Raw genomic sequence first — 25,252 nt, forward strand, 5'->3', positions numbered from 1 at the left:
GCTTGGGCCGGGAACCGGGAAAGTCGCCTCAATCCTGCCGAAAATGCCCGGTTTTCAGGCCGGTCGCCGCCGAATCCAGAACGAATTCCGCCACGGGGCCCTGTCAAAACCCTTTTTTCAGCGGCCTACTAGAAAACGAAGGGCTCGACGATCCGGCGGCTGCCGAGGGTAAAGGCGTCGGCGGTCAGGACCATGGGGGAGAGGTCGACGTCGGAGGCGCCCTTGCGCACCAGCGCCGCCATGCGGGCGTAGAGCGCCGGGTATTCGCCCATGATGCTGGCCTCGCCCGTCGCCGGGCGGCCGTCGATCTCCAGCAGGTTGCCGCCCAGGCGCAGGGCGAGCTGGCCGGCGTCGGTCTGGAACTCCATGTCCCAGGTCTGCGGGCCCTGCTGGCGGAAGTCGAAATCGGCCGCGATCCCATGCGACAGGCTCAGCCGCGCGGCGATGGGGGCCTGGCGGTTCTCCGGGAAATCCAGCTCGGCGGCGCGCAGGTGGACGGGCATCGGCAGGATCTCGGTCAGGATCGACAGCGCGTTGATGCCGGGGTCGAAGACGCCCATGCCGCCGGCCTGAAAGATCCAGTCCTGGCCGGGATGCCATTTGCGCACGTCCTCGCGCCAGGTGATCCGGCCCTCGTGGATCACGCGGCCGGCCAGCCAGGCCTTGGCCGCCGCCACCGCATGGGCCATGCGCGAATGCCAGCTGGCATACAGCGTCACGCCCTGCGCCTGCGCCAGGTCACGCAGGATATGCACCTCGGAAAGCGTCGCGCCGGGCGGCTTTTCCAGCATCAGGTGGCGGCCGGCGCGCAGCACCGCCTGCGCCGCCTGAAACCGCGGCACGGGCGGCAGGCACAGGCTGACGGCGCCGATGTCGGGGCGGGCCTCCAGCATGTCCTCGATGCGCGCAAAACCCTCGACCCCCTCGACCCTTCCATGCCGGCTGACGGTCGCGGCCAGCTCCCAATCGGGGCTGGCCGCCAGCGCCGGGACGTGCTGGTCCAGCGCGATCTTGCCGATGCCGACGAGCGCGATCCGCATCAGTGGCTGTCCTTTCCGACCGGGTTGCCGCGGCAGCCGCGCAGGAAATCCAGGTCCGCGCCGGTATCCGCGCCCATGACATGCTGCTGGTGCAGCCAGGCATAGCCGCTGGCGGGCTGATCGGGCAGCGGCCGCCATTCGGCCAGCCGCGCCGCCAGTTCCGCGTCCGAAATGTCCAGGTGCAGCCGGCGGTTCGGCACGTCGAGCGCGATCATGTCGCCGTCGCGCACCACGGCCAGCGGCCCGCCCGCCGCGGCCTCGGGCGAGGTGTGCAGGACCACGGTGCCATAGGCGGTGCCCGACATGCGCGCATCGGACACCCGCACCATGTCGGTGATGCCCTTGCGCAGCACCTTGGGCGGCAGGCCCATGTTGCCGACCTCGGCCATGCCGGGATAGCCCCTGGGCCCGCAGTTCTTCAGCACCATGACGCAGGTCTCGTCGATGTCCAGCGCCTCGTCCTCGATCCTGGCCTTGTAGTCGTCGATGTCCTCGAAGACGACCGCCCGGCCGCGATGCACCATCAGGTGCGGGCTGGCGGCCGAGGGCTTCAGCACCGCCCCGTTCGGCGCAAGGTTGCCGCGCAGCACGGCGATGCCGCCCTGGTCGGTCAGCGGCCGGTCGGCGGGCAGGATCACCTCCTCGTTCCAGTTCACCACCTCCTTGACCTCGTCCCAGATCGTGGCGCCGCTGACGGTCAGCGCGTCCTTGTGAAGCTGCCCGGCCTCGCCCAGCCGCTTGATGACCACCGGCAGGCCGCCGGCATGGAAGAACTCCTCCATCAGGTATTTCCCCGAGGGCATCAGGTTCACGATGGTCTTGACGTCGCGCCCCAGCCGGTCCCAGTCCGCCAGCGTCACATCGACCCCGACCCGGCCGGCCAGCGCCAGCAGGTGGATCACCGCGTTGGTCGAGCCGCCGATGGCGCCATTGGTGCGGATCGCGTTCTCGAAGGCCTGCTTGGTCAGGATGTCGCTGGGCTTCAGGTCGTCCTTGACCATCTGCACGATGCGCCGGCCCGACAGCTGCGCCATGGTGCGGCGGCGCGAATCCACCGCCGGGATCGCGGCATTGCCCGACAGCGCCATCCCCAGCGCCTCGGCCATGCTGGCCATGGTCGAGGCGGTGCCCATGGTGTTGCAGGTCCCGGATGAGCGCGACATGCTCGCCTCGGCCTCGAGGAACTCGGCCTGGGTCATCTCGCCGGCCTTCACCGCCTCGGAAAACTTCCACAGATGCGTGCCCGAGCCGATGCGCTCGCCCCGGAACCAGCCGTTCAGCATCGGCCCGCCGGTGACGACGATCGAGGGAATGTCGGTCGAGGCCGCCGCCATCAGCAGGCTGGGCGTGGTCTTGTCGCAGCCCACCAGCAGCACCGCCCCGTCGATGGGCTGGCCGCGGATCGTCTCTTCGATGGCCAGCGCCGCGAGGTTGCGAAACATCATCGCGGTCGGGCGGAAGGTATTCTCGCTGGCCGAGAACACCGGCACCTCGACCGGAAAGCCGCCGGCCTCCCACACGCCCGCCTTCACTTTTTCCGCCAGCTCGCGCAGGTGGCCGTTGCAGGGCGTCAGGTCCGACCAGGTGTTCAGGATGCCGATCACCGGGCGGCCGTCGAACAGATCATGCGGATAGCCCTGGTTCTTCATCCAGCCGCGGTGATAGATCGTGTCGCGCGAATTGCCGCCATACCAATGCTGCGAGCGCAGCTTGCGCGGCCATGGGGCGGGGGTAAAGGACGGGGTGCTGGACATGGGCGACCTCTAGAGGGTGGCGACGGCGACCGGCGCCGCATCGTTGGGCATCTGGACCAGCGGGTTGCGCAGCGGCAGGCCGAGCGCGGGGGCCTCGATCTGGAATACGTCGCCCGGCCGGGCATGGACGCCGTCGGCAAAGGACAGCGTCGCCGTGCCGAAGAAATGCACATGCACGTCGCCCGGCTGGCGGAACAGCGCATATTTGAAATGATGGTGTTCCAGGTTGGCGATGCTGTGGCTCATGTTCGCCTCGCCCGACAGGAAGGGCCTTTCCCAAAGCGTGGCCCCGTCGCGCAGGATGCGGCTGCTGCCCTCGACATGCCGCGGCAGCGCGCCCAGCAGCATCTCGGGGCCGAAGCTGGCCGGCCGCAGCTTGGAATGGGCGAGCCAGAGGTAGTTGCCCCGCTCGGTCACATGGTCCGAGAACTCGTTGCCAAGCGCAAAGCCCAGGCGAAGGGGCGTGCCGTCGGGGCCGATGAGGTAGAGCCCGGCGATCTCGGGCTCTTCGCCCGCGTCGAGCGCGAAGGCGGGCGAGGCAAGCGGCGCGCCCGGCGCCACGGCGGCATGGCCGTTGCCCTTGTAGAACCATTCGGGCTGCACCCCCGCCTCGCCCGGACGCGGCTTGCCGCCCTCGAGCCCCATGCGGAACATCTTCATGCTGTCGGTCAGCTCGCCCGCATCGGGTGCGCCATGCATCGCATCCCGCGTCGCGGCCGAGCCCAGATGCGTCAGCCCGGTGCCGGTCAGGTGCAGATGCGCGGGGTCGGGATGGTCGACGGGCGGCAGAACCCGCCCCTCGGCCAGGGCCTGGACCAGGTCGACCGGCGCGCCGCGGCCGCGGCCGGCCGCCTCCTCGGCCAGCCCGCGGCCGGCGGCGATGGCGGCCTGCGCCAGGTCGCGGGTGCTCTCGGCCCCCGGAACCAGATGCGCGGCATCGCCTTCGCGCAAGGCAACCCCGCGCCCGCCACCCGGCAAAAGCAATTGCGACAGAAACATGGCATGGTCCCCCGCGCAGATCGGCCAGGCGGCGCCGCGCAGCCTGGCGGTTGCGCTTGATCTAGCCATGAAACGACATAATGGTAAAATTACATCGCCTGCAGTCTACATATCGGAATCGTCATGTCGTTACCCCCTGCCCGCCTAATGCTGAAGCCCGCGCAATTGCGGCTGATCCAGCAGATCGCCGAAACCGGCCAGCTGCAGCTGGCGGCCGAGCGGGTCGGCATGACCCAGCCTGCCGCCTCGCGCATGCTGGCCGAGATCGAGAACCAGGTCGGCGCGCAGCTGTTCCTGCGCCAGCCCAAGGGCATGGAGCCGACCGAGATCGGCCGCGCCGTGCTGCGCCGCGCCCGCGTCATCCTGCGCGAGATGTTCAGCATGGCCTCGGAGGTGCAGGCGCTGCGCGAGGGCTTCGGCGGCGCGCTGCGGGTGGGGGCGGTGACGGGGCCGGCGGTCAGCTACCTGGTCTCGGCCATCCGCGAGATCAAGCAGGGCGCGCCGGATGCCGACATCACCGTGGACGTCATGCCCTCGCGCGAGTTGCTGCTGCACTTGGCGGCCGGAGAGATGGATTTCGTCCTGGCCCGCATCCTGCCGGAATTCGACAGCCAGGATTTCAACATCCTGCCGATGCGGGACGAGAAGGTGGCCTTCCTCGTGCGGTCGAGCCACCCGCTGGGCCGCGCCGCCCCGGTCACGCTGACCGAGCTGGCCGGGCAGGAATGGATCATGCAGCAGCGCGGCGCGCCGATCCGCGAGGCGGCGCTGGCGGCCTTTGCCGATGTCGGCCTGTCCGAGCCGAAGAACATCGTCAACAGCCCCTCGCTGCTGCTGACCATCGCCTATCTGGCGCAAAGCGACGCGGTGGCGCCGATGTCCGAGGAGGTGGCGGAGCTGCTGATCCGGCCGCCGGTCGGGGCGGGCTTCGCCATGCTGCAGGTGCCGCATGAGATCCGCGTCTCGCCCTATTACCTTCTGGACCTGAAGCGCCGGCCGCTGTCGCCCTTGGCGCTGCGGCTGCGCGAGAAGCTGGTGGCGCTGTCGAAAAGCCCGGTGCGGGACGCATTCGGCTGAACCGGCGACAGCGCGCGCCGTCGCATGGGTATTTGGGGAACGAAGAAGCCCGGCGCCGCGTCTGCGGGCGGCGCCGGAGCGTCGTCAGGCGTTTTGCAGGCCGCGCTCTTCCCGGCTTTGCAGGACGGCCTTGTCGGTCTGGCCGAGGATCTGCGAGGTGACGGTGCCCGCCGTCATCGAGCCCGAGACGTTGAGCGCCGTGCGCCCCATGTCGATCAGCGGCTCGACCGAGATCAGCAGCGCCACCAGCGTCACCGGCAGGCCCATGGCCGGCAGCACGATCAGCGCCGCCATGGTGGCGCCGCCGCCCACGCCCGCGACCCCGGCCGAGGACAGCGTGACGATGGCCAGCAGCGTCATGATCCAGGCCGGGTCCAGCGGGTCGATGCCGACCGTCGGCGCCACCATCACCGCCAGCATCGCCGGATAGAGCCCGGCGCAGCCGTTCTGGCCGATGGTCGCCCCGAAGGAGGCCGAGAAGGACGCGATGGTCTGCGGCACGCCCAGCCGGCGGGTCTGGATCTCGACATTGAGGGGGATGGTCGCGGCGCTGGAGCGGCTGGAGAAGGCGAAGGTCAGCGCCGGGACGATCTTGCGAAAGAAGGTCAGCGGGTTCACCCCGGTCAGCGTCAGCAGCACGGCATGCACCCCGAACATGATCGCGAGGCCCAGGTAGGAGGCGACGACGAACTTGCCCAGGTTCAGGATGTCGGCCGCGTTCGAGGTCGCCGCCATCTTGGTCATCAGCGCCATGACGCCATAGGGGGTCAGCACCATGATCAGCCGCACCAGCTGGCCGATCCAGGCCTGCAGGATGTCGATCAGGTTCAGCAGGCTGCGGCCCTTTTCGGGATCGCGGCGCAGCAGGCGGATGGCGGCGACGCCGAGGAAGGCGGCAAAGACCACCACCGCGATGATCGAGGTCGGGTTCGCCCCGGTCAGCTCGGCAAAGGGGTTCCTGGGGATGAAGGACAACAGCAGCTGCGGCACCGTCAGGTCGGCGACGCGCGGGGCGTAGGTGGTCTCGAGCGCGGTCAGCCGGGCGGTCTCGGCCGCGCCCTGGGCCAGGCCCTCGGCGGTCAGGCCGAAGGCCAGCGACATGACCACGCCGACGAAGGCCGCGATCGCGGTGGTGCCAAGCAGCGTGCCCAGGGTCAGCACCGAGATCCGGCCGAGCGCCGAGGCGTCGTGCAGCCGCGCCACCGCGCTGAGGATCGCCGCGAAGACCAGCGGCATCACCACCATCTGCAACAGCTGCACATAGCCGTTGCCGACCACGTTGATCCAGTCGATCGTGGTTTGCAGCGCCGGCGCGCCGGTGCCATGGACGAGTTGCAGCCCGATCCCGAACAGCGTGCCCAGGACAAGGGCGATGAAGACCCGCACCGACAGCGTCAGCTGCCCGCCCTGCAGGCGGACCAGCACGACGATCAGCGCGGCAAAGATCACAAGGTTGATGAGGACGGATGCCATCGCGCGTCTCCGGCAATTTCAGATTGACCCATCAAGCCACAATGCACGTCCGGCGTATAGCCCATCGGCCGCGCGGCTCTGCGGTCCTTGGCCGATAAAGCCAGGCGGGGCGCGCGCTGCAAGGCCTTTGGCCGCGGTTCGGGCGGTTATATTCCACGAAATATTGAAACAGCATTCGGATATTCGAGATTATTTTCGCTGCGCCGCCGCGATACCCTTTGCGAAACCGATCCCTGCGGCCGCTTGGGATCGCGCCGCCGGCGCCGGGTCCAATCGCAACAGCAAGGCAGGCCATGCACAAGCTTCTGGCGATCCTGTTCGCATTCGTCCTGGGCGCCTCCAGCCCCTTGCCCGTCCAGGCACAGACCATGCCAGAGACCGCCCTGTTCACCGCCGCGGCCGATGGCGATGCCGCGGCCATCCGCGCGCTTCTGGCCCGCGGCGTGCCCGTGGATCCGCGCGACGCCAAGGGGCGCACGCCCTTGCTGTTGGCGACCCATGCCAACCGGGTCGAGGCGGCGCGGGCTCTGGTCGAGGCCGGCGCCGACGTGAACGCCAGGGATGCCATCGAGGACAGCCCCTATCTTTATGCCGGGGCGCGCGGGCATCTGGAGATCCTGGAGCTGACGCTGGCCCATGGCGCCGACCTGGCCAGCACCAACCGCTTCGGCGGCACGGCGCTGATCCCGGCGGCCGAGCGTGGCCATGTCGAGACCGTCCGCCGGCTGATCCAGGCCGGGGTCGAGGTCGATCACGTCAACCGGCTGGGCTGGACCGCGCTGCTGGAGGCGATCATCCTGGGCGAAGGCGGCCCGCGCCAGCAGCAGGTCGTCGACCTGCTGGTCGCGGCCGGGGCCGATGTGAACCTGCCCGATGGCGAGGGGGTCTCGGCGCTGGCCCATGCCCGCCGCATGGGCTTCGACGCGATCGCGGCGCGGCTGGTTGCCGCCGGCGCAAGATGAGGGGAAAGGCGATGACCGACAAGGCGAGGCACTATCTGGAACAGGCGGTGATGCTGGCGCTTCGCAACGCGCAGGCGGGCGGGCGGCCCTTTGGCGCGGTGGTGGTGCGGGGCGGCGAGGTGCTGGCCACCGGCGTCAACGAAACCGTCGCCACCCACGACCCGACCGCCCATGCCGAGCTGGTGGCGCTGCGCGCCGCCGCGCTGCGGCTGGGCTCGCCCGATCTTGCCGGCTGCGCGGTCTATGCCAGCGGCCAGCCCTGCCCGATGTGCCTGGCCGCCATGCGGCTGGCGGGCGTCGCCGATGTGCATTACGCCTATTCGAACCAGGACGGCGCGCCCTATGGCCTGTCCACGGCCGCGCTCTACGAAGAGATGGCAAGGCCCCTCGATCAGCAACCCATCGCCATCCGCTACCTGCCCGTGCGGCCCGAGGGCGCGGGCGACCTATATGCAGGCTGGAAGGCACGGCAGGACCAGGCGTGACGAACCGGCAGCCGCTGATGCTGGCCGTGGTGGCCCTGGTCGGGCTGGCGCTGCGGCCCTTCCTGACCGGGGTCGGCCCGCTGGCGGCGCCGATCTCGGCCGAGACCGGCCTGACCATGCAGGGCCTCTCGGCGCTGACGCTGCTGCCGATCCTGCTGATGGGGGCGGGCGCCTTCCTGGGGCCGGCGATCCAGGCGCGGCTGGGTGCGAAACGCGCCGCCGTGCTGGCGCTGCTGGTGCTGGGCCTGGGCTCGGGCCTGCGGCTGGGGGCGCATTCGGCGCTGGACATGCTGGGCTCGGCCGTGCTGCTGGGCGCGGGCGCGGCGGTGGTTCAGGCGGTGTTCCCGACCATCATCAAGCGCGAATTCCCGCGCGGCATCAACCTGGCCATGGGGCTTTACGCCGCGATGATGATGGGCGGCGGCGCCTTTGGCGCACAGGCCGCCCCGCTGATCGCCGCCTGGTCGGGCAGCTGGCGGCTGGCGCTTGGCTGGCTGGCGCTGCCCGCCGCGCTGACCGCGCTGCTGGTGGCGCTGGCCCTGCCGCCCGAGGCGCGCGCCCCGCAGGGCAGCCGGCAGGGGTTGTGGCACTGGCTGCGCCTGCCGCGGGTCTGGCTGCTGATGGCCTGTTTCGGGCTGATCAACGGCGGCTATTCCTCGTCCGTCGCCTGGCTTGCGCCTGCGTTCCAGGATCTGGGCTGGTCGGCGGGCGCCAGCGGCGGGCTGCTGGCGGTGCTGGCGGTGGGTCAGGCGGTCTCGGCGCTGGCAACGCCGGTCCTGGCCAGTCGCGGCAGCGACCGGCGGCCCTGGCTGGGGATCTGCCTGGCCATGCAGGCGCTCGGCTTCGCCATGCTGGTCCTGCACCCCGAGGCCGCGCCCTATCCCATTGCCTTCCTGCTGGGCGCCGGGCTTGGCGGCTGCTTTTCGCTGATGATGATCGTGGCGCTGGACCACCTGCCCGATCCCGCCCAGGCCGGGGCGCTGGCGGCGCTGATGCAGGGCGGAGGCTTCCTGCTGGCCGCGATCCCGCCCTGGATCCTGGCGCTGCTGCACGACCTGACCGGCAGCTTCACCCTCGGCTGGGCGCTGCATCTGGCCGCCGTGCTTGCGGTCTGCGCGCTGGCGCTGCGCCTGTCGCCGGCCAGCTACCGCGGCGCCCTGCACCGGCCCGGCCCGCAGCGCAGCGGCGGCGCGCCGGCCGAGTGAACGATTTTCGACAAGGAGGAGGAGAAACCATGCTGACCATCACCCGACTGGACCAGGCCGATGCCCGCCTGCTGATCGCCGGCGCCGAGGCCCATGCCCGCGAGATCGGCGTGCCCATGTGCATCGCCGTCGCCGACGAAAGCGGCCAGCTTTTGGCCTTTTGCCGCATGGACGGCGGCAAGGTCACGTCGGCGACCATCGCCATCGACAAGGCCTTCACCGCCGCCGCCGCGCGCAAGGCCACGCATGAATACGGTGCCGCCAGCCAGCCGGGCGCCCCGGCCTGGGGCATCTCCTCGGCCATCGGCGGGCGGCTGATGGTGGTGGGCGGCGGCCTGCCGGTCGATCACGACGGCCAGACCGTCGGCGGCATCGGCGTATCCTCGGGAACGCCCGCGCAGGACCAGGCGGTGGCGCAGGCCGGCATCGACCATTGGCGGGCGCATCGCGCCTGACCGCACCCCTTCCGGCCGGTTGCACTTGCGCCCGGCCCCGCAAAAGGCTAGCAGCGCGGGCTTTGCGGACAGGGGCACGGGGATGCTGGACGACAGGCTTGCCATCGATTTCGGAACCTCGAACTCGGCCGCCGCGATCCTGCACGACGGCCGGCCCCGGCGCATCGCCATCGAGCCGGGGGCCGAGACCCTGCCGACCGCCGTCTTCTTCCCGGCGCAGGGCGGTGCCATGCGCATCGGCGCGGCGGCGGCCGAGGCGCTGATCCAGGGCGCCGAGGGCCGCTACATGCGGGCGCTGAAAAGCGTGCTCGGGACGGCGCTTTTCCACGAATCGCGGCTGATCGCCGGAAAGCGCCGCACGCTTTGCGACATCGTCGCCGCCTTCCTCGCCACCCTGCGCGAGCGGGCCGAGGCGGCGGCGGGCCGGCGCTTTCGCCGCGCGCTTTCCGGCCGGCCGGTGCATTTCCATTCGAACGACCCCGCCCGCGACGCCCAGGCCGAGGCGGACCTGCGCGGCTGCTACCTGGCGGCCGGCTTCGACGAGGTCGCCTTCCTGCCCGAACCCGAGGCGGCGGCGCTGGCCAGCCACGGCCTGGGCCGCGCGGGCGAGATCGGGCTGATCGTCGACATCGGCGGCGGCACCTCGGATTTCTCGGTCTTTCGCAGCAGCGGCGCGGGGGTGCAGATCCTCGCCAATCACGGCATCCGGCTGGGCGGCACGGATTTCGACCAGCAGGTCTCGCTCTGCCATGCCATGCCGGCCCTGGGCCACGGCGGGCAGCTGCGCCGCGCCATGGGGCCGGGGCTGCTGCCGGTGCCGAATGCGATCTATGTCGACCTGGCGACCTGGGCCAGGATCCCCTTTCTCTACGTGCCCGAGACGCGGCGCATGGCCGCCGGGATGGCCCGCATGGCGGTGGACCGCAAGGCGATGGACCGCCTCGTCGCGGTGCTGGACGAGGAACTGGGCCATGAGCTGGCCTTTGCCGTCGAGCGCGGCAAGATCGCCGCCAATGCCGGCGAGGGCGCGCGCATCGCCATGGGCTTCGTCGAGCCGGGGCTGGCGCCGGAAATCTCGCCCGCCTCGCTGGAGGCGGCGCTGTCGGATTGCCGCAGGGATCTCGCGCAAGCCGCGGCCGAAACGCTGCGGCTGGCCGGCATCGCGCCCGGACAGGTGGGCAGCGTGATCCTGGTCGGCGGCTCCAGCCTGATGGGCTTCGTCGCCGCCGAGGCGCTGCGGCTTTGCCCCGGCGCGCAGCTGCGGCGCGCGGGGGCGTTCACCGCGGTGGTGGACGGGCTGGCGCTGGCGACGGCGGCCTAGCGCTTGCCGGGCTTCGGCCCGGCGCGAAAGGGCCTGTCGCCGCCCTTGCCCGACCCGCCGGCCGCAGGCTTGTGCGACTTGAAGCCGGCGGCGCGCCGGGGACGCGCCTCGGCGCCGTCGCCACGCGCGGGACGGTCGTGGCGCGCCGCGCCGCCATGCGTCTTGAAGCCCGCCGATTTCCCCTCCGCACGCGGAGCGGTTTTCGGCGCGGCCTTGTGCGCCTGCTTCTTCTCGGCGCTCCAGCGGGCCTTGCGCGGGGCTTCAGCAGCCGCTTCCGGCGCGGCGTCGCGGTCGGGCACGGCACGGGGGGCGGGCTTTACCTGCTCCGGGTCGAGCAGCGCCGGACGCCGGGCCGGCTTGGGCTTCGGCTCGGACCTGGGCCCATCTTCGGACCACGCGGGGCGCGCCGCGGACTGGCCGCGATGCGGCTTCCTGTCCCGCAGGGGCGCGTCGGATGTTTCTCCGTTCTCCAAATACCCATGCCGGCCGGGCCGCCTGTCGCGCACGGGGCCGGTCTCGAAAACCGGCTCGCCCTCGATCCGGCGCATGGCCAGGCCCGGCTCCAGTTCCACCCGCTCGCCGAAATTCGGCGCGGCGGGCGCGGCGATCTGCACGAAGGTCTGGTCGGTCTTGACCCGGATCGCGCCGATCGCGTCGCGGGTGATGCCGCCCGCCTCGCAGATCTTGGGCAGAAGCCAGCGCGCCTCGGCCCGGCCGGAATGGCCGACCGAAAGCAGGAACCAGACCGCCGGCCCGAACTCGCCCCGCTCACGCGGCGCGGCAGGCGCGGGGGCCACGTTTTCCGACAGCTCCTCGGGCGCCGGGCGCCCCTCGCGCCACAGCCGCACGAAGGCCGATGCGACACGCTCGGCACCGAAACGGTCGAGCAGCGCCGCGGCCAGTCCCGCCTCGTCGCCCGGCGCCTCGGCCAGGGCGGGGTGGTCCAGCATGCGGGCGTCGTCGCGGGCCTGCACCTCGTCGGCCGAAGGGGCCTTGCCCCATTCCGCGACCAGCTTGGCGCGCTGGAGCAGGCGCTGCGCCCGCTTGTATTCCGCCGCCGGCACGATCAGCACCGAAGTGCCCTTGGCCCCGGCCCGGCCGGTGCGGCCGGAACGGTGCAGCAGCGTGTCGGGATTGGTCGGCAGGTCGGCATGGATCACCAGCTCCAGCCCCGGCAGGTCGATGCCGCGCGCCGCCACGTCGGTGGCGATGCAGACCCGCGCCCGGCCGTCGCGCAGCGCTTGCAGGGCGTGGCTGCGTTCCTGCTGGGACAGCTCGCCCGACAGCGCCACCACCTTGAAGCCGCGATTGCCCATGCGCGCCAGCAGGTGGTTCACGTTGGCGCGAGTCTTGCAGAAGATGATCGCCCGGCTGGCCTCGTAGAAGCGCAGGGTGTTGAAGATGGCATGCTCGCGGTCGCGGGTCGTCACCGACAGGGCGCGATAGTCGATGTCGCCGTGCTGGCGCGCCTCGCCCAGGGCCTGGATGCGCAGCGCGTCGCGCTGGAAGTCGCGGGCCAGCGCCTCGATGGCCGGGGGCACGGTGGCCGAGAACATCAGCGTGCGCCGTTCCTCGGGCGCGCTGCCCAGGATGAACTCCAGATCCTCGCGGAAACCCAGGTCCAGCATCTCGTCCGCCTCGTCCAGCACGCAGGCGCGCAGGGCGGTCAGGTCCAGCGAGCCGCGCTCGATATGGTCGCGCAAGCGGCCGGGGGTGCCGACGACGATATGGGCGCCGCGCTCCAGCGCCCGGCGCTCGGTGCGATAGTCCATGCCGCCGACGCAGGTGGCGATGCGCGCGCCGGCCTGTTCGTAAAGCCAGCCCAGCTCGCGCGCCACCTGCAAGGCCAGCTCGCGCGTGGGCGCGATGGCCAGCGCCAGCGGTTGCTCTGCGTCGGGCAGGGTGTCGCCCGCAAGGATGTCGCCGGCCATGGCCAGGCCGAAGGCCACGGTCTTGCCCGAGCCGGTCTGGGCCGAGACCAGCACGTCGCGACCCCGCGCCTCGGGCGCGAGCGCCGCTTCCTGCACCGAGGTCAGGCTGGCATAGCCCTTGGCCGCCAGCGCCGCGGCCAAGGGCGCGGCAATATCATGTTCGTTCATCTTCTTCGCCAGAAAGGGGATGCGGGAACGCATCCGGTGAAAGGCACCATCCCCTTTGCGGCCGGGCCCTCCCATGGCCCGCCGGCCCGGAATGCGGAGCCAAGCCGCCCGCCTATCCTGTCCCGGCCCGCAAGTCAAAGCGAAACTAGGGCCGCATCAGCTGATCCTCGGTCCAGCCGAGCCGCGCCATGTCCTCGGCCCGCGCCGCCGCATCGTCGCCGACGATGAATTCGTCCAGCTGCGGCGGGACCACGCCGGCCTGCGACAGCAGGCCATGCACCTGCCCGCGATGATGGGTCTGGTGCTGGAACAGATGCGACAGCAGGTCGTCGCGGCGGTCGTGCTGCATGCGCGAGCCGCGATCCACCGGCACGATTTCCGCCAGGGCCTCGGGCGTCAGCGCCGCGACCAGCGCCAGCAGGCGGTCGTCCTCGCGCGCCTGCCATTCGGCCAGCCGCGCAAGGTCCGGGCAGTCCCCCGCCTCGGCCAGCGCGGCCTCGTCCAGCGGCCGGCCCGCCAGCGCATCGATATAGAAGCGGTCGACCAGCAGGACATGGTTCAGCGTGGCGCGGATCGAGCCGAAGAAGGACGGGCGCGGCGCCTCGTATCCGCCGGGCGGCAGGGCGGCGCAGGCGCGATGCAGCCGGGCATTGGCCAGCCGGTTCATCTGCGCCAGCTTGCGCAGCATGCGCAGCATCTCGGTCATCGGGCACCTCCGGTCGCGATGATGCCGTGCGGCCCCCGCCGGGTCGAGCCCTCAGCGCGCCGGCCCGGCCGGATCGTGGCCCAGGCTGCGGCGGATCTCGGCCAGGAACAGCTGCAGCGCCGGCACCGGGTCGCGGTGGTGATAGACGATATAGACCTCGGAAACCGGCGGGTCGGGCCGGATCGGCAGGAAGGTCAGCGGCCCCGCCGTCAGCCTGGCGATGCCCGCCGGCACGATGCTGACCCCGAAGCCCGCCACGATCAGGCTGGGGACCGACTGCGCGTCCACCACCTGCTGCGAGACCCGCGGCCGATAGCCCGAGGCGACGATGCAGGCCATGACATAGGCCGCGAAATCGGAACTGTCGGGGCGCAGCACGACATGCTGGTCCTCGCGCAGGTCGTCGATCGAGACGCAGGTGCGCCCGGCCAGCCGGTGGTCGCTGCGCACCAGCGCCACCATCTCTTCGCGCCAGCCGTATTCATAGGCCAGCTCCTCGTCGCGCGGCACCGAGCGGTTGAAGCTGACGTCGGTGCGCCGGCTCAGCACCTCGGTCAGCTGCGCGGCCGGGGTCTGTTCGTGGACGCGCAGGGTGATTCGCGGGTGCAGCCGGGCGAAATGCGCCAGCAACTCGGCCAGGCCGCCGCGCAGGATCGAGCCGGTTGCCCCGATTTCCAGCAATCCGTCCTGGCCCTGCTGGATTTCACGGATCTCCTGCAGGCTGCGTTCATACTGGTCCAGCATGTTGCGCGCCCTGGGCAGGAACAGCGCGCCCGCCCGCGTCAGCGCCACCTTGCGGCTGGTGCGGCTGATGAGTTCGGCGCCGACCTCGCGCTCAAGTGTCTGGATTTGCGTGCTCAGCGGCGGCTGCGACATGTTCAGCCGCCGGGCGGCGCGGGTGAAGTTCAGCTCTTCGGCCAGGACGACGAAGCAGCGAAGCTGGCGCATTCTCATATCGTCACCCTATGGATTAACGGTAAATCGATATTAGACACGGATGTGCCCTTGGCCAACACTCTTCGGCATGAGGGGACCGGCCGCGGCCATGCGCCCGATGCGCGAGGAGATGCATCGGGCGCATCGCGGCCCCCCTTCCGTCACAGGGAGGAACAGAAAACATATGCCGAATTGGTCCAGGTCCTTGTTTGGACAGGTTTGCGTGGCGCTGGTGCTGGGGATCGTCGCCGGCTTCTTCGCGCCCGAATTCGCCGCCAAGATGAAGCCGCTGGGAGACGGGTTCATCAAGCTCATCAAGATGCTGATCCCCGTCATCGTGTTCTGCGTCGTCGTGCATGGCATCGCCGGCGCGGGCGACCTGAAAAAGGTCGGCAAGGTCGGCGTCCGCGCCATCGTCTATTTCGAGATCATCACCACCATCGCCCTGGCCCTGGGCATCGCGGTCGCCTATCTGTTCGGCCCCGGCCACGGCATGAACATCGACGTGAGCCAGCTCGACGCCTCGGCGTTGTCGGCCTATGTGGACCGCGCGCATGAAGTCAGCAGCGGCGGCACCGTCGAGTTCCTGATGAAGCTGATCCCGACCACGATGATCAGCGGCTTCGCCCAGGGCGACATCCTGCAGGTTCTGCTGGTCGCGATCCTGTTCGGCTGCGCCCTGTCGCTGGTGGGCGAGCGCGGCAAGCCGCTTTTGCACATGATCGAGCTGACCGGGGACGTCACCTTCAAGATCATGTATTTCATCGTCCGGCTGGCGCCCCTGGGCGTGTTCGGCGCCATCGCCTTCACCGTCGGGCAATACGGCATCGGCTCGCTGGCGCAGCTGGGCTACCTGGTCGGGCTGTTCTATGTCACCATCGCCATCTTCGTCTTCGTGATCCTGGGCTTCGTGCTGCGGCTGGCGGGCTTCAGCATCTTCAAGCTGCTGCGCTACCTGCGCACCGAGGTCGGCATCGTCGCCGGCACCGCCAGCAGCGACGCCGTGCTGCCGCAGACCATGCGCAAGCTGGAACACCTGGGCATCAAGGACTCGACCGTGGGTCTGGTGGTGCCGACGGGCTATTCCTTCAACCTCGACGCCTTCTCGATCTACCTGACGCTGGCGGCGGTCTTCATCGCCCAGGCCACCAACACGCCGCTGTCCACCACCGACCTTCTGGCCATCCTGGGCGTGGCGCTGGTGACGTCCAAGGGCGCGCATGGGGTGCCGGGCTCGGCCATCGTGATCCTGGCCGCGACGCTGGCCGCGATCCCGGCCATCCCCGCCATCGGGCTGGTGCTGGTGCTGTCGGTCGACTGGTTCATGGGCATCGCCCGCGCCTTGGGGAACTACCTGGGCAATTGCGTCGCCACCGTGGTCGTCGCCTCGTGGGTGGGGGACATCGACCGCGACCGCGCCCGCCGCATCCTCGAGGGCGAGGACGTGCCGACGCTGGACGTGCTGGACGAGGACGCGCCGATGTCGCAGCCCCAGCATGGCTGACGAAGTCGCCTCGCGGGGCTGAACGGGGCCCGCGCGACCGGCCCCGCCAGCCTCCGAGAAGACGGCCTGCGCCTTCCCTCCCGATGGCGCAGGCCATTTCACGTCAGGGGAGGCCGGCGGCGAAGCCCTCATCCGTCAGGATCCCGATCAGCGCCTGCTGCGCCCGCGTGCGATAGCGCTGCGGATTGGTCAGCAGCGAGAACGGCCGCTCTGCCCCCGGCAGCGGCAGGGTGCGGATCCAGCCGGCGGCGGCGGGCCGCGCCACCGCGCGTTGCGACAGCGCGGCAAGGCATTGGCTGGCGGCCACCGCGTTCAGCACCGCCTCGTTCGAGGGCAGTTCCAGCGCCAGGGGCAGCCCGGCCACGGAAAGCCCCTGCCCGGCCATCCAGGTCTCGAACTCGGACCGGGTGCCCGAGCCCGGCTCGCGCAGGATCCAGTTCTGCGCCGCCAGCCCGGCCAGGGGCACGGCGTCGCGCCCGGCCCAAGGGTGATCGGTCGCCATGACCAGCACCAGCCGGTCGCGCGCCACCACCTGCCGGTGCAACTCGCCATGCGCCACCGCGCCCTCGACCAGCCCCAGGTCGGCGCCGCCCTCCTGCACCGCATCGGCGACCTGGGTGGTGTTGCTGACGGTCAGCCGCAATTCAATCCCCGGATGCATCTCGCGCAGCGCGACCAGCCGCGGCGGCAGCCAGTAGCTGGCGACGGTCTGGCTGGCATGGACCCGCAGCCGCCCGCGCGGCTCGCGCGCCAGATCCTCCAGCACCATCTCGGCCGTCTCGGCGCGGTCCAGCACCGCGCGCGCCTCGGCCATGAAGGCTTCGCCGGTCTCGGTCAGCACGATGCGCCGCCCGACCCGGTCGAAGAAACGCACGCCATGCCGCGCCTCCAGCGCCGAGACGGCGGCGCTGACCGCCGATTGCGTCAGGTTCAGCGCATCGGCCGCGCGGGTGACATGCTGCCGCTCGGCCACGGCAAGGAAGATGCGGAGCTGTTCCAGCGTCATGGCCAACTGATAAGCAAAATCGAACGATATGGCAAATATAATGCGATGGATTGAACGTGCATCCGGGACCATGTTCCGCCTTGCAAGCAAGGAAACGCGATCATGTCCTCGACCGAGCAGAACCAGCAAACATCTTCCGCGATCACGGTCTGGCTTTCCGCCACGCTGCCGGGGCTGGGGCTGACCTTCGGCATCGCGGTCCTGGCGACGGCGGTGCAGCGCTTCTCGGGCATCCCGGCGCTCAGCCCGCTGGTGGTGGCCATGGTGCTGGGCATGGCGCTGCGCAACCTGGCCGGCACGCCCGAGGCGGCGCGGCCAGGCATCGGCTTTTCGCTGCGCCGCGTCTTGCGTTTCGCCATCGTGCTGCTGGGCTTCCAGCTGACGCTGGAGCAGTTGCGCGCCGTGGGCCTGCCGGGGGTGGCGGTGATCGCGGTGGTGCTGGCCGCGACCTTCGTCTTCACCAAATGGGCCGGGCGGGCGCTGGGGGTCGAGGCGCGGCTGGCCGAACTGATCGCGGCCGGCACCTCGGTCTGCGGCGCCTCGGCGGTGATCGCGACGAACACGGTCACGCGCGGAACGGACGAGGACGTGGCCTATGCCATCGCCTGCGTGACGGTCTTCGGCTCGCTCTCGATGATCGCCATGCCGCTGCTGGGCGAGATGATGGCGATGGGGCCTTCGCATTACGGCATCTGGGTCGGTGCAACCGTGCATGAGGTGGCGCAGGTCGTCGGCGCCGGCTTCCAGCATGGCGCCGAGGCCGGGCAGGCCGCGACCGTGGCCAAGCTGAGCCGGGTGATGCTGCTGGCGCCGCTGATCCTGGTGCTGGGCGCGCTGGCGCGGCGCGGCGGCAAGGCCGCGCATGGCTCGGCGCCGACGCCCTGGTTCGTGCTGGGCTTCATCGCCGTGGTGCTGCTGAACAGCGCCCTGCCCCTGCCCGAGGCGCTGCATGCCGAGGTGGTCGGCCTGACCGCCTTTCTGCTGACCATGGCGCTGGCGGCGATGGGGCTCGAAACCGACATCCGCAAGCTGCGCGCCAAGGGCGTCCGGCCGCTGGCGCTTGGCGCGCTGGCCTGGCTGTTCATCTCGACCCTGGGCCTGGGGCTGGTCGCGCTGCTGTGACCGCGCGGCATTGAGCCGCCCCGCCGCGATGCCTAGATTGGGCGCGATCCGCCAAAGGACCGCGCCCATGGCCCTAAAGCCCGCCGACCCCCGCCCGATGACCCGGCGCGAGACCGAGGTCCGCCGCTTCGTCCGCGCCCGCTATGGCCCGCGCGGCACGCTGGCGCTGCATCGCCACGCGCTCGGCCTCGACCTGCTGCGTGCGCCGGTGAACGTCATGCTGTCGCCGCTGTTCCTGCTGGTGCGGCTGGCCGCGCCGCTTCTGCGCCGGATCGGGCTGCGGCGCGCCGGCGACTGGCTGTCGCGCCGGCAGATCTTCCTGAAATCCGACGTGGCGCAAAGGATCGAGGCCGATCTGGCCCATTTCATCGACGACCTGGCCGAAAAGGGGCTGGCGCCCCAGGCCGCGCCGCAAAGCGTCGCCCGCGCCGTCTCGGACTATGCCGAGACCCGCAATGCGGTCTCCGAGATCACCACCTCGGTCCTGGTGCTGGGCTCGGGGCTCTTGCTGTTCCACCGCGCCACGCCGGGGGTGATCTCGCTGGCCGGGCCGGTCGCGCATCTGCGGGCGCAGGCGCAGGCGGTCGAGGATTTCGCGCTGGGAAGCTGGGCCGGCCGCATGTGGTATGGCGCCTTCCCGCGAGAGCTTTCCAGCGTGGATCTGCTGCTGACCGGGGTGGTGCTGGCCATGCTCGCCTCGGTCCTGACCACCTTTGCCGGGCTGGTCGCCGATCCGGTCCAGCTTTGGACCGGCATCCACAAGCGCCGGGTGCTGCGGCTGCTGCGCCGGCTGGACCGGGCCGAGGACGGGCCGGGGCTGGGGCGCGAACATGTGCTGGCCCGGCTGGGCGACCTGTCGGATGCGGCGCTGAGCCTGTGGAGCAGCTTCAAGGGCTAGGCCAAAGCACGGTTCCATCGATCCCGGCCAGGTCGCGGCGTCCGGTCAGGGCCGTGGCGACCTCCAGCTCGGCGCGCAGGATGGTCAGCATATGCGCGACCCCCGCCGCGCCGCCCACCGCCAGGGCGTGGATCTGCGGCCGCCCGACCAGCACCGCCGATGCCCCCAGCGCCAGGGCCTTCAGCGCATCGGTGCCGCGGCGGATGCCGCCGTCGCACAGCACCGGGATGCGCCCGGCGACCTGGCGGGCGACGACCGGCAGCGCCTCGGCCGTCGCCGGCAGCGTGTCCAGCGCCCGGCCGCCGTGGTTCGAGACGATCACCCCGTCCACCCCACCGCCACGGCGCGCTCGGCATCATGCGCCGACATGATGCCCTTGAGCAGCAGCGGCAACCGGGTCTGCGACTTCAGCCGCGCTCTTTGATCTGGCGCGCGGTCATGACGGTGACGGTCCGTGGCGTGTCGAGCAGCGGCGCGGTGATCTTGTCCGAGGCGCTTTCGGTGGTCTTGTAGCTGGTCTCGGCCTCGCTGCCCTGCTGGCAGCGGATGACCACCGTCTCCAGCGTCACGGTGTCCTGCGCCTGGGCGGGGCCGCCGACCCCCGCGGAAATGGCAAGGACCGGAAGCAGGCCAAGGTCGGCAGCAATTGCACGGCAGACCCCGAGGCTGGCGGTTTGGGATGGGTTTTGTTCATGGGTTATCCCGGCACAAAGATGCATCCCCTTCCACCGGCAGGCAGAGGCGACAGGAAGTTCTGGCTCATCAACGGCTTGCGCTTTGGCACGCCGGAACGGGAACGGGAACGGGAACGGGAACGGGAACGGGAACGGGAACGGGAACGGGAACGGGAACGGGAACGGGAACGGGAACGGGAACGGGAACGGGAACGGGAACGGGAACGGGAACGAAGCCCCGGCTCACGTGCGCGCGATCCCCGCAAGAGGGCGAATTGTCGTGCTTTGTCAAACGACGCGACGTCATTCCATGCCATGTCCCCGCGCCTGTTGCCATAATCCAACAGCCGCGCAGGTGCGGCGGCCCGTGGCCGCAGCCTGCCCACCACCATGGCCCGGCGGCAAATCGAGCCCTTGGCGCGATCCGGGAACCCACCAGATATTCCGGGCACAGCCCGGCCATCCACTAAATATGGATTGACCCGGCCCGTGACCCGTGGCTAACTGCCGGGGTCATGGTTGCCCTGGGGCCGACTCGGGGATGAAAAGGGAAGCCGGTGAAAAGCCGGCACTGCCCCCGCAGCTGTAAGCGGCGAGCGACGCTGGAATGCCACTGGGGCCAAGGCTCCGGGAAGGCCGGCTAAGCCGAGACCCGCAAGTCAGAAGACCTGCCATGGCGCGAAAGGACGAAACCGTGCGGCGGGCGCGGGGCTGGAACAGGGTCCGGTGGCACGCCCATCGGCCCGGCCCCCTCTTGCCGACAGAACAGAAGGAGCCGAGCCATGTCCATCACCGTTTACTCCAAGCCCGCCTGCGTGCAATGCACCGCCACCACGCGGGCGCTCGACGCGCGCGGCCTGGCCTATCAGCTGATCGACCTGACCGAGGACGACGCGGCGATGGAACTGGTCGTCTCGCTGGGCTATCGCCAGGCCCCGGTGGTCGTCGCCGGCGATGCGCATTGGGCGGGCTTCCGGCCCGACATGATCGGCCGGCTGTCCTGACCGGCGCCATGGGCGGGCTGGTCTATTATTCCTCGGCCTCGGGGAACACCGCGCGCTTCGTGGCGCGGCTGGGGCTGGCGGCCGGGCGCATCCCGGTCTCGCCGTGCGATCCGCTGCCCGAGGCGGCAACGCCCTATGTGCTGATCTGCCCGACCTATGCCGACGGGACCGGCCGGGGCGCGGTGCCCAAGCAGGTGATCCGCTTCCTGAACGATCCCGCCCGCCGCGCCGGCCTGCGCGGCGTCATCGCCGCCGGCAACCGCAATTTCGGGGCGACCTATGCCTTGGCCGGCCGGGTGATTTCTGACAAGTGCAACGTCCCCGTGCTGTATCGATTCGAGCTGGCGGGGACTGATCTGGACATTTCCCGCGTGCAGGCGGGGCTTGAGAAATTCTGGGGGACGGAATGCTTGACGATGGCGTAAAGGCCGAGCTGGACTATCACGCGCTGAACGCGATGCTGAACCTTTACGACGGCGAGGGCCGCATCCGCTTCGACGCGGATCGCAAGGCCGCGCGGCAGTATTTCCTGCAGCATGTCAACCAGAACACCGTCTTCTTCCACTCGCTGGACGAGAAGCTGGGCTACCTGGTGGACGAAGGCTATTACGAGGCCGAAGTCCTGGACCAGTATCCGCGCGCCTTCCTGCACCGGATCTGGGACGCGGCCTATGCGCGCAAGTTCCGCTTTCCGACCTTCCTGGGCGCCTTCAAGTATTATACCAGCTACACGCTGAAGACCCGCGACGGGCGGCGCTATCTGGAACGCTACGAGGACCGGGTGGTCATGGTCGCGCTGGCCTTGGCGCGCGGCGACGAGGATCTCGCCATGCGCTTCATGGAGGAAATCCTGTCGGGCCGGTTCCAGCCCGCGACGCCGACCTTCCTGAACGCCGGCAAGAAATCGCGCGGCGAACTGATCTCGTGCTTCCTGCTGCGGCTGGAGGACAACATGGAAAGCATCGGCCGCGGCATCAATTCGGCGCTGCAGCTTTCCAAGCGCGGCGGCGGCGTCGCGCTGATGCTGACCAACCTGCGCGAGGCCGGGGCGCCGATCAAGGGGATCGAGAACCAGTCCTCGGGCGTCATCCCGGTGATGAAACTGCTGGAGGACAGCTTTTCCTATGCCAACCAGCTGGGCGCGCGGCAAGGCGCGGGGGCGGTCTACCTGAACGCGCATCACCCCGACATCCTGCGCTTCCTGGACACCAAGCGCGAGAATGCCGACGAGAAGATCCGCATCAAGACGCTGTCGCTCGGCGTGGTGATCCCGGACGTGACCTTCGAACTGGCCAAGAAGAACGAGGACATGTACCTGTTCTCGCCCCATGACGTGGAAAAGGTCTATGGCATGGCCTTCTCGGAGATTTCCGTCACCGAGAAATACGCCGAGATGGTGGACGACAAGCGCATCCGCAAGAAAAAGATCAACGCCCGCGCCTTCTTCCAGACCCTGGCCGAGATCCAGTTCGAAAGCGGCTATCCCTATATCATGTTCGAGGACACGGTGAACCGCGCCAACCCGGTCGCCGGCCGCATCAGCATGTCGAACCTGTGCAGCGAGATCCTGCAGGTCAACGAGGCCAGCACCTTCGACGAGGATCTGAGCTATCGCCACCTCGGCACGGATATTTCCTGCAACCTCGGCTCGCTCAACATCGCCGCGACCATGGACGGGCCGGATTTCGGCGCCACGGTCGAGGCGGCGATCCGCGCGCTGACCGCGGTGTCGGAAATGTCGGCGATCGAGGCCGTGCCCTCGATCCGGCGCGGCAACGACGAGGCCCATGCCGTGGGGCTGGGCCAGATGAACCTGCACGGGTTCCTGGCGCGCGAGCGCATCCATTACGGCAGCCCCGAGGGGATCGAGTTCACCTCGGTCTATTTCGCCGCCGTCGCCTATCACGCCATCCGCGCCTCGAACCTGTTGGCGCAGGAAAAGGGCCGCAGCTTCAAGGATTTCGAGACGTCGAAATATGCCGACGGCACGTTCTTCGACAAATACGTGACGCGCGACTGGCTGCCGACGCTGCCCGATGTCGCGCGGGTGTTCGAGGGTGTCGCGCTGCCCACGCGCGAGGACTGGGCGGCGCTGCGGGACGCGGTGATGCGGCATGGGCTTTACAACCGCAACCTGCAGGCGGTGCCGCCCACCGGCTCGATCAGCTATATCAACAACTCGACCAGCTCGATCCACCCGATCGTCGCCAAGATCGAGATCCGCAAGGAAGGCAAGATCGGCCGGGTCTATTACCCCGCCGCCTTCATGTCGAACGAGAACCTGGACTATTACCGCGACGCCTACGAGATCGGCCCCGAGGCGATCATCGACACCTATGCGGCGGCGACCGAACATGTCGACCAGGGCCTGTCGCTGACGCTGTTCTTCCCGGCCGAGGCCACGACGCGCGACATCAACCGCGCCCAGATCCATGCCTGGAAGAAGGGCATCAAGACGATCTATTACATCCGGCTGCGCCAGACCGCGCTGGAAGGCACCGAGGTGCAGGGCTGCGTTTCCTGCACGCTTTGAGGCGGGGGCTGTCTGCCCCCGCACCCCCGAGGATATTTGGACACGAAAGAAAGGGTCTTCGGATGAAGGACCATGCGCCGCGCACGCCCCTGCGGGCCATCAACTGGAACCGGCTGGAGGACGAGAAGGACCTGGAGGTCTGGAACCGGCTGACGGTGAACTTCTGGCTGCCCGAGAAGGTGCCGCTGTCGAACGACGTGCAGAGCTGGGCCACGCTGCGCCCCGAGGAGCGCGAGCTGACCATCCGCGTCTTTACCGGGCTGACGCTTCTGGACACGATCCAGAACACCCTGGGCGCGCCGGCGATGATGCCCGATGCGATCACCCCGCATGAGGAGGCGGTGCTGTCCAACATCGCCTTCATGGAGGCGGTGCATGCGCGCAGCTATTCCTCGATCTTCTCGACCCTGTGCCTGACGCCCGAGGTGGACGCGGCCTTTCGCTGGGCCGAGGAGAACCCGCACCTGCAGCAGAAGGCGCGGCTGGTGCTGGAGGAATACAAGGCCGGCTCGGACCCGCTGAAGCGCAAGATCGCCAGCGTGTTCCTGGAGAGCTTCCTGTTCTATTCCGGCTTCTACCTGCCGATGTACTGGTCGAGCCGCGCCAAGCTGACCAATACCGCCGACCTGATCCGGCTGATCATCCGCGACGAGGCGGTGCATGGCTATTACATCGGCTACAAGTACCAGCGCGGGCTGGAGCGGCTGGGCGAGGCCGAGCGCGCGGCGCTGAAGGATTTCGCCTTCTCGCTGATTTTCGATCTCTACGACGTCGAGGCGAAATACACCGCCGAGCTTTACGACGGCATCGGCCTGACCGAGGACGTGAAGGCTTTCCTGCATTACAATGCCAACAAGGCGCTGCAGAACCTGGGCTACGAGGCACTGTTCCCGCCCCAGGCCTGCGAGGTCAACCCGGCGATCCTGGCCGCGCTGTCGCCCGACAGCGAGAACCACGATTTCTTCAGCGGCTCGGGGTCGAGCTATGTCATCGGCAAGGCGGTCGCGACCGAGGACGAGGACTGGGACTTCTAGGCGCGCGGGTTGCGCGCCAGCCGCTGCGCGATGGCCGAGCAGACCAGCAGCTGCGTCATGTGATAGACCATCACCGGCAGCACGATCGCCCCCACCGCCGCGGCCGGGAAGATCGCCGTGGCGATAGGCAGCCCGCTGGCGAGGCTCTTGGTCGAGCCGCAGAAGAACAGCACCGCCCGGTCCTGGGGCGGCAGGCGGAACAGTCGCCCGACACCGAGCATGGCGCCCATGACCAGCGCCAGCAGCAATGCCGTGACCAGGAAGCACAGCACCAGCCCCGGCAGCGGGATCGCCGACCAGATGCCCGCCACGGTGCCGGCGCCGAAGGCGGAATAGACGATGAGCAGGATCGAGCCGCGGTCCACCGCCATGGTCAGCAGCCGGTGGCGCTGGACGAAGCCGCCGATCCAGCGCCGCAGCAATTGCCCGGCGACGAAGGGCAAGAGGATCTGCACGGCGATCTTCTGGATGGCGTCGAGGCTGGCGCCGCCGCCGTCGTGGTGCAGCAGATGCGTGACCAGCAGCGGCGTCAGCACCACCCCCACCAGGTTCGACAGCGAGGCCGCGCAGATCGCCGCCGGCACGTTGCCGCCCGCGATCGAGGTGAAGGCGATCGAGCTTTGCACCGTCGAGGGCAGCACGGCCAAAAACAGCAGCCCCAGCGTCAGCTCGGGGCCCAGGACGCCGCCGAACAGCGCGGCCAGCGCGATGCCCAGCACGGGAAACAGCGCATAGGTCGCGCCGAAGGTCAGGCCCTGGAGCCTGAGGTTCAAGAGCCCCGCCCGGACCGAAGCCGCATCGAGCTTGGCGCCGTAGAGGAAGAACAGCAGCGTCACCGCCCAGAAGGTCGCGCCGCGCAGGGCCTCGGCCGCCATGCCGCGGGCGGGCAGGAACACCCCCAGCAGCACCATGCCGACCAGCAGCAGCATGTAGGTGTCGATGCCGATCCGTTTCAATGCCTGCAT

General features: G+C 69.7%; 22 protein-coding genes, 1 pseudogene and 1 riboswitch. Of the genes and pseudogenes, 13 read left to right on the plus strand and 10 right to left on the minus strand.

Features of this window, described 5'->3' with window-relative positions:
• Positions 1 to 128: 128 nt before the first annotated feature.
• From IT40_RS20470 to araD1, 3 genes are read right to left on the minus strand one after another with little or no spacing between them, the layout of a single operon-like run.
• On the minus strand, positions 129 to 1,040 hold the full coding sequence (locus IT40_RS20470) for a Gfo/Idh/MocA family protein (RefSeq protein WP_036759223.1): 912 nt from the start codon (positions 1,038 to 1,040) through the stop codon (positions 129 to 131).
• Entirely contained in the window at positions 1,040 to 2,794 is a 1,755-nt protein-coding gene (araD, locus tag IT40_RS20475) for an L-arabinonate dehydratase (protein ID WP_036759225.1), read from the minus strand. Before araD ends, IT40_RS20470 begins: the two co-directional genes overlap by 1 nt.
• A gap of 9 nt (positions 2,795 to 2,803) precedes the next feature.
• The gene (gene araD1, locus IT40_RS20480) at positions 2,804 to 3,862 is read right to left on the minus strand and encodes an AraD1 family protein (RefSeq protein WP_279432838.1); all 1,059 of its coding nucleotides are present in this window, start codon (positions 3,860 to 3,862) and stop codon (positions 2,804 to 2,806) included.
• A 54-nt stretch (positions 3,863 to 3,916) separates the two neighbouring features.
• Here araD1 and IT40_RS20485 point away from each other — a divergent pair, with 54 nt between their 5' ends.
• Positions 3,917 to 4,870, plus strand: a complete 954-nt coding sequence (locus IT40_RS20485; RefSeq protein WP_036759231.1) for a LysR family transcriptional regulator — start codon at positions 3,917 to 3,919, stop codon at positions 4,868 to 4,870.
• 84 nt (positions 4,871 to 4,954) lie between these two features.
• On the opposite strand, the gene IT40_RS20490 is transcribed toward IT40_RS20485, so the two are convergent.
• Entirely contained in the window at positions 4,955 to 6,343 is a 1,389-nt protein-coding gene (locus IT40_RS20490; RefSeq protein WP_036759234.1) for an L-cystine transporter, read from the minus strand.
• Positions 6,344 to 6,636: 293 nt separating this feature from the next.
• On the opposite strand from IT40_RS20490, the gene IT40_RS20495 reads away from it, so the two are divergent.
• The 5 genes from IT40_RS20495 to IT40_RS20515 all read left to right on the plus strand — a co-directional run bounded on the left by IT40_RS20495 (position 6,637) and on the right by IT40_RS20515 (position 10,771).
• A complete protein-coding gene (locus tag IT40_RS20495; protein WP_036759236.1) occupies positions 6,637 to 7,305 on the plus strand; it encodes an ankyrin repeat domain-containing protein in 669 nt (222 codons plus the stop codon).
• A gap of 11 nt (positions 7,306 to 7,316) precedes the next feature.
• Positions 7,317 to 7,790 (plus strand): nucleoside deaminase, encoded by a 474-nt coding sequence (locus IT40_RS20500; protein ID WP_036759239.1) that lies wholly within the window; start codon positions 7,317 to 7,319, stop codon positions 7,788 to 7,790.
• Positions 7,787 to 8,995, plus strand: a complete 1,209-nt coding sequence (locus tag IT40_RS20505) for an MFS transporter (protein WP_036759241.1) — start codon at positions 7,787 to 7,789, stop codon at positions 8,993 to 8,995. The genes IT40_RS20500 and IT40_RS20505 overlap by 4 nt, the downstream gene beginning before the upstream one ends.
• Before the next feature lie 29 nt (positions 8,996 to 9,024).
• Complete coding sequence (locus tag IT40_RS20510; RefSeq protein ID WP_036759243.1) at positions 9,025 to 9,450, plus strand: GlcG/HbpS family heme-binding protein; 426 nt, start codon at positions 9,025 to 9,027, stop codon at positions 9,448 to 9,450.
• A gap of 82 nt (positions 9,451 to 9,532) precedes the next feature.
• The gene (locus tag IT40_RS20515) at positions 9,533 to 10,771 is read left to right on the plus strand and encodes an Hsp70 family protein (RefSeq protein ID WP_036759245.1); all 1,239 of its coding nucleotides are present in this window, start codon (positions 9,533 to 9,535) and stop codon (positions 10,769 to 10,771) included.
• Here the strand turns inward: IT40_RS20515 and IT40_RS20520 are convergent.
• The 3 genes from IT40_RS20520 to IT40_RS20530 all read right to left on the minus strand — a co-directional run bounded on the left by IT40_RS20520 (position 10,768) and on the right by IT40_RS20530 (position 14,524).
• Positions 10,768 to 12,870 carry a DEAD/DEAH box helicase gene (locus IT40_RS20520; RefSeq protein ID WP_052096190.1) on the minus strand — a complete coding sequence of 701 codons (2,103 nt, stop codon included), beginning with the start codon at positions 12,868 to 12,870 and terminating at the stop codon, positions 10,768 to 10,770. The genes IT40_RS20515 and IT40_RS20520 overlap by 4 nt on opposite strands.
• Positions 12,871 to 13,015: 145 nt before the next feature.
• Positions 13,016 to 13,576, minus strand: coding sequence for a DinB family protein (locus tag IT40_RS20525; protein WP_036759247.1), 561 nt, complete (start codon positions 13,574 to 13,576; stop codon positions 13,016 to 13,018).
• A gap of 51 nt (positions 13,577 to 13,627) precedes the next feature.
• A complete protein-coding gene (locus tag IT40_RS20530; protein ID WP_052096186.1) occupies positions 13,628 to 14,524 on the minus strand; it encodes a LysR family transcriptional regulator in 897 nt (298 codons plus the stop codon).
• Between the two features lie 172 nt (positions 14,525 to 14,696).
• Here IT40_RS20530 and IT40_RS20535 point away from each other — a divergent pair, with 172 nt between their 5' ends.
• Complete coding sequence (locus tag IT40_RS20535) at positions 14,697 to 16,016, plus strand: C4-dicarboxylate transporter DctA (RefSeq protein WP_036759250.1); 1,320 nt, start codon at positions 14,697 to 14,699, stop codon at positions 16,014 to 16,016.
• A 103-nt stretch (positions 16,017 to 16,119) separates the two neighbouring features.
• Here IT40_RS20535 and IT40_RS20540 read toward each other — a convergent pair whose 3' ends face one another.
• Positions 16,120 to 17,022, minus strand: coding sequence for a LysR family transcriptional regulator (locus IT40_RS20540; RefSeq protein ID WP_036759252.1), 903 nt, complete (start codon positions 17,020 to 17,022; stop codon positions 16,120 to 16,122).
• Positions 17,023 to 17,124: 102 nt separating this feature from the next.
• Here IT40_RS20540 and IT40_RS20545 point away from each other — a divergent pair, with 102 nt between their 5' ends.
• On the plus strand, positions 17,125 to 18,144 hold the full coding sequence (locus IT40_RS20545; protein ID WP_036759254.1) for a YeiH family protein: 1,020 nt from the start codon (positions 17,125 to 17,127) through the stop codon (positions 18,142 to 18,144).
• A 67-nt stretch (positions 18,145 to 18,211) separates the two neighbouring features.
• A complete protein-coding gene (locus IT40_RS20550; RefSeq protein WP_036759257.1) occupies positions 18,212 to 19,042 on the plus strand; it encodes a DUF6635 family protein in 831 nt (276 codons plus the stop codon).
• On the opposite strand, the pseudogene IT40_RS30930 reads toward IT40_RS20550, so the two are convergent.
• Positions 19,032 to 19,723: pseudogene (locus tag IT40_RS30930) on the minus strand (alpha-hydroxy-acid oxidizing protein). The gene IT40_RS20550 and the pseudogene IT40_RS30930 sit on opposite strands and share 11 nt — an antisense overlap.
• 492 nt (positions 19,724 to 20,215) lie before the next feature.
• Positions 20,216 to 20,406, plus strand: a riboswitch (cobalamin riboswitch).
• A 92-nt stretch (positions 20,407 to 20,498) separates the two neighbouring features.
• Between IT40_RS30930 and nrdH the strand changes: the two are divergent.
• From nrdH to nrdF, 4 genes are all read left to right on the plus strand, one after another.
• Positions 20,499 to 20,720 carry a glutaredoxin-like protein NrdH gene (gene nrdH, locus IT40_RS20565; protein WP_036759261.1) on the plus strand — a complete coding sequence of 74 codons (222 nt, stop codon included), beginning with the start codon at positions 20,499 to 20,501 and terminating at the stop codon, positions 20,718 to 20,720.
• A gap of 8 nt (positions 20,721 to 20,728) precedes the next feature.
• The gene (nrdI, locus tag IT40_RS20570) at positions 20,729 to 21,145 is read left to right on the plus strand and encodes a class Ib ribonucleoside-diphosphate reductase assembly flavoprotein NrdI (protein ID WP_036759264.1); all 417 of its coding nucleotides are present in this window, start codon (positions 20,729 to 20,731) and stop codon (positions 21,143 to 21,145) included.
• Complete coding sequence (gene nrdE / locus IT40_RS20575) at positions 21,127 to 23,253, plus strand: class 1b ribonucleoside-diphosphate reductase subunit alpha (protein WP_036759266.1); 2,127 nt, start codon at positions 21,127 to 21,129, stop codon at positions 23,251 to 23,253. The genes nrdI and nrdE overlap by 19 nt, the downstream gene beginning before the upstream one ends.
• Positions 23,254 to 23,315: 62 nt before the next feature.
• Positions 23,316 to 24,287, plus strand: coding sequence for a class 1b ribonucleoside-diphosphate reductase subunit beta (gene nrdF, locus IT40_RS20580; protein ID WP_036759269.1), 972 nt, complete (start codon positions 23,316 to 23,318; stop codon positions 24,285 to 24,287).
• Here nrdF and IT40_RS20585 read toward each other — a convergent pair.
• Complete coding sequence (locus IT40_RS20585) at positions 24,284 to 25,252, minus strand: bile acid:sodium symporter family protein (protein ID WP_036759287.1); 969 nt, start codon at positions 25,250 to 25,252, stop codon at positions 24,284 to 24,286. The genes nrdF and IT40_RS20585 overlap by 4 nt on opposite strands.

Source organism: Paracoccus versutus (assembly GCF_000763885.1).
Taxonomy (GTDB): domain Bacteria; phylum Pseudomonadota; class Alphaproteobacteria; order Rhodobacterales; family Rhodobacteraceae; genus Paracoccus; species Paracoccus versutus.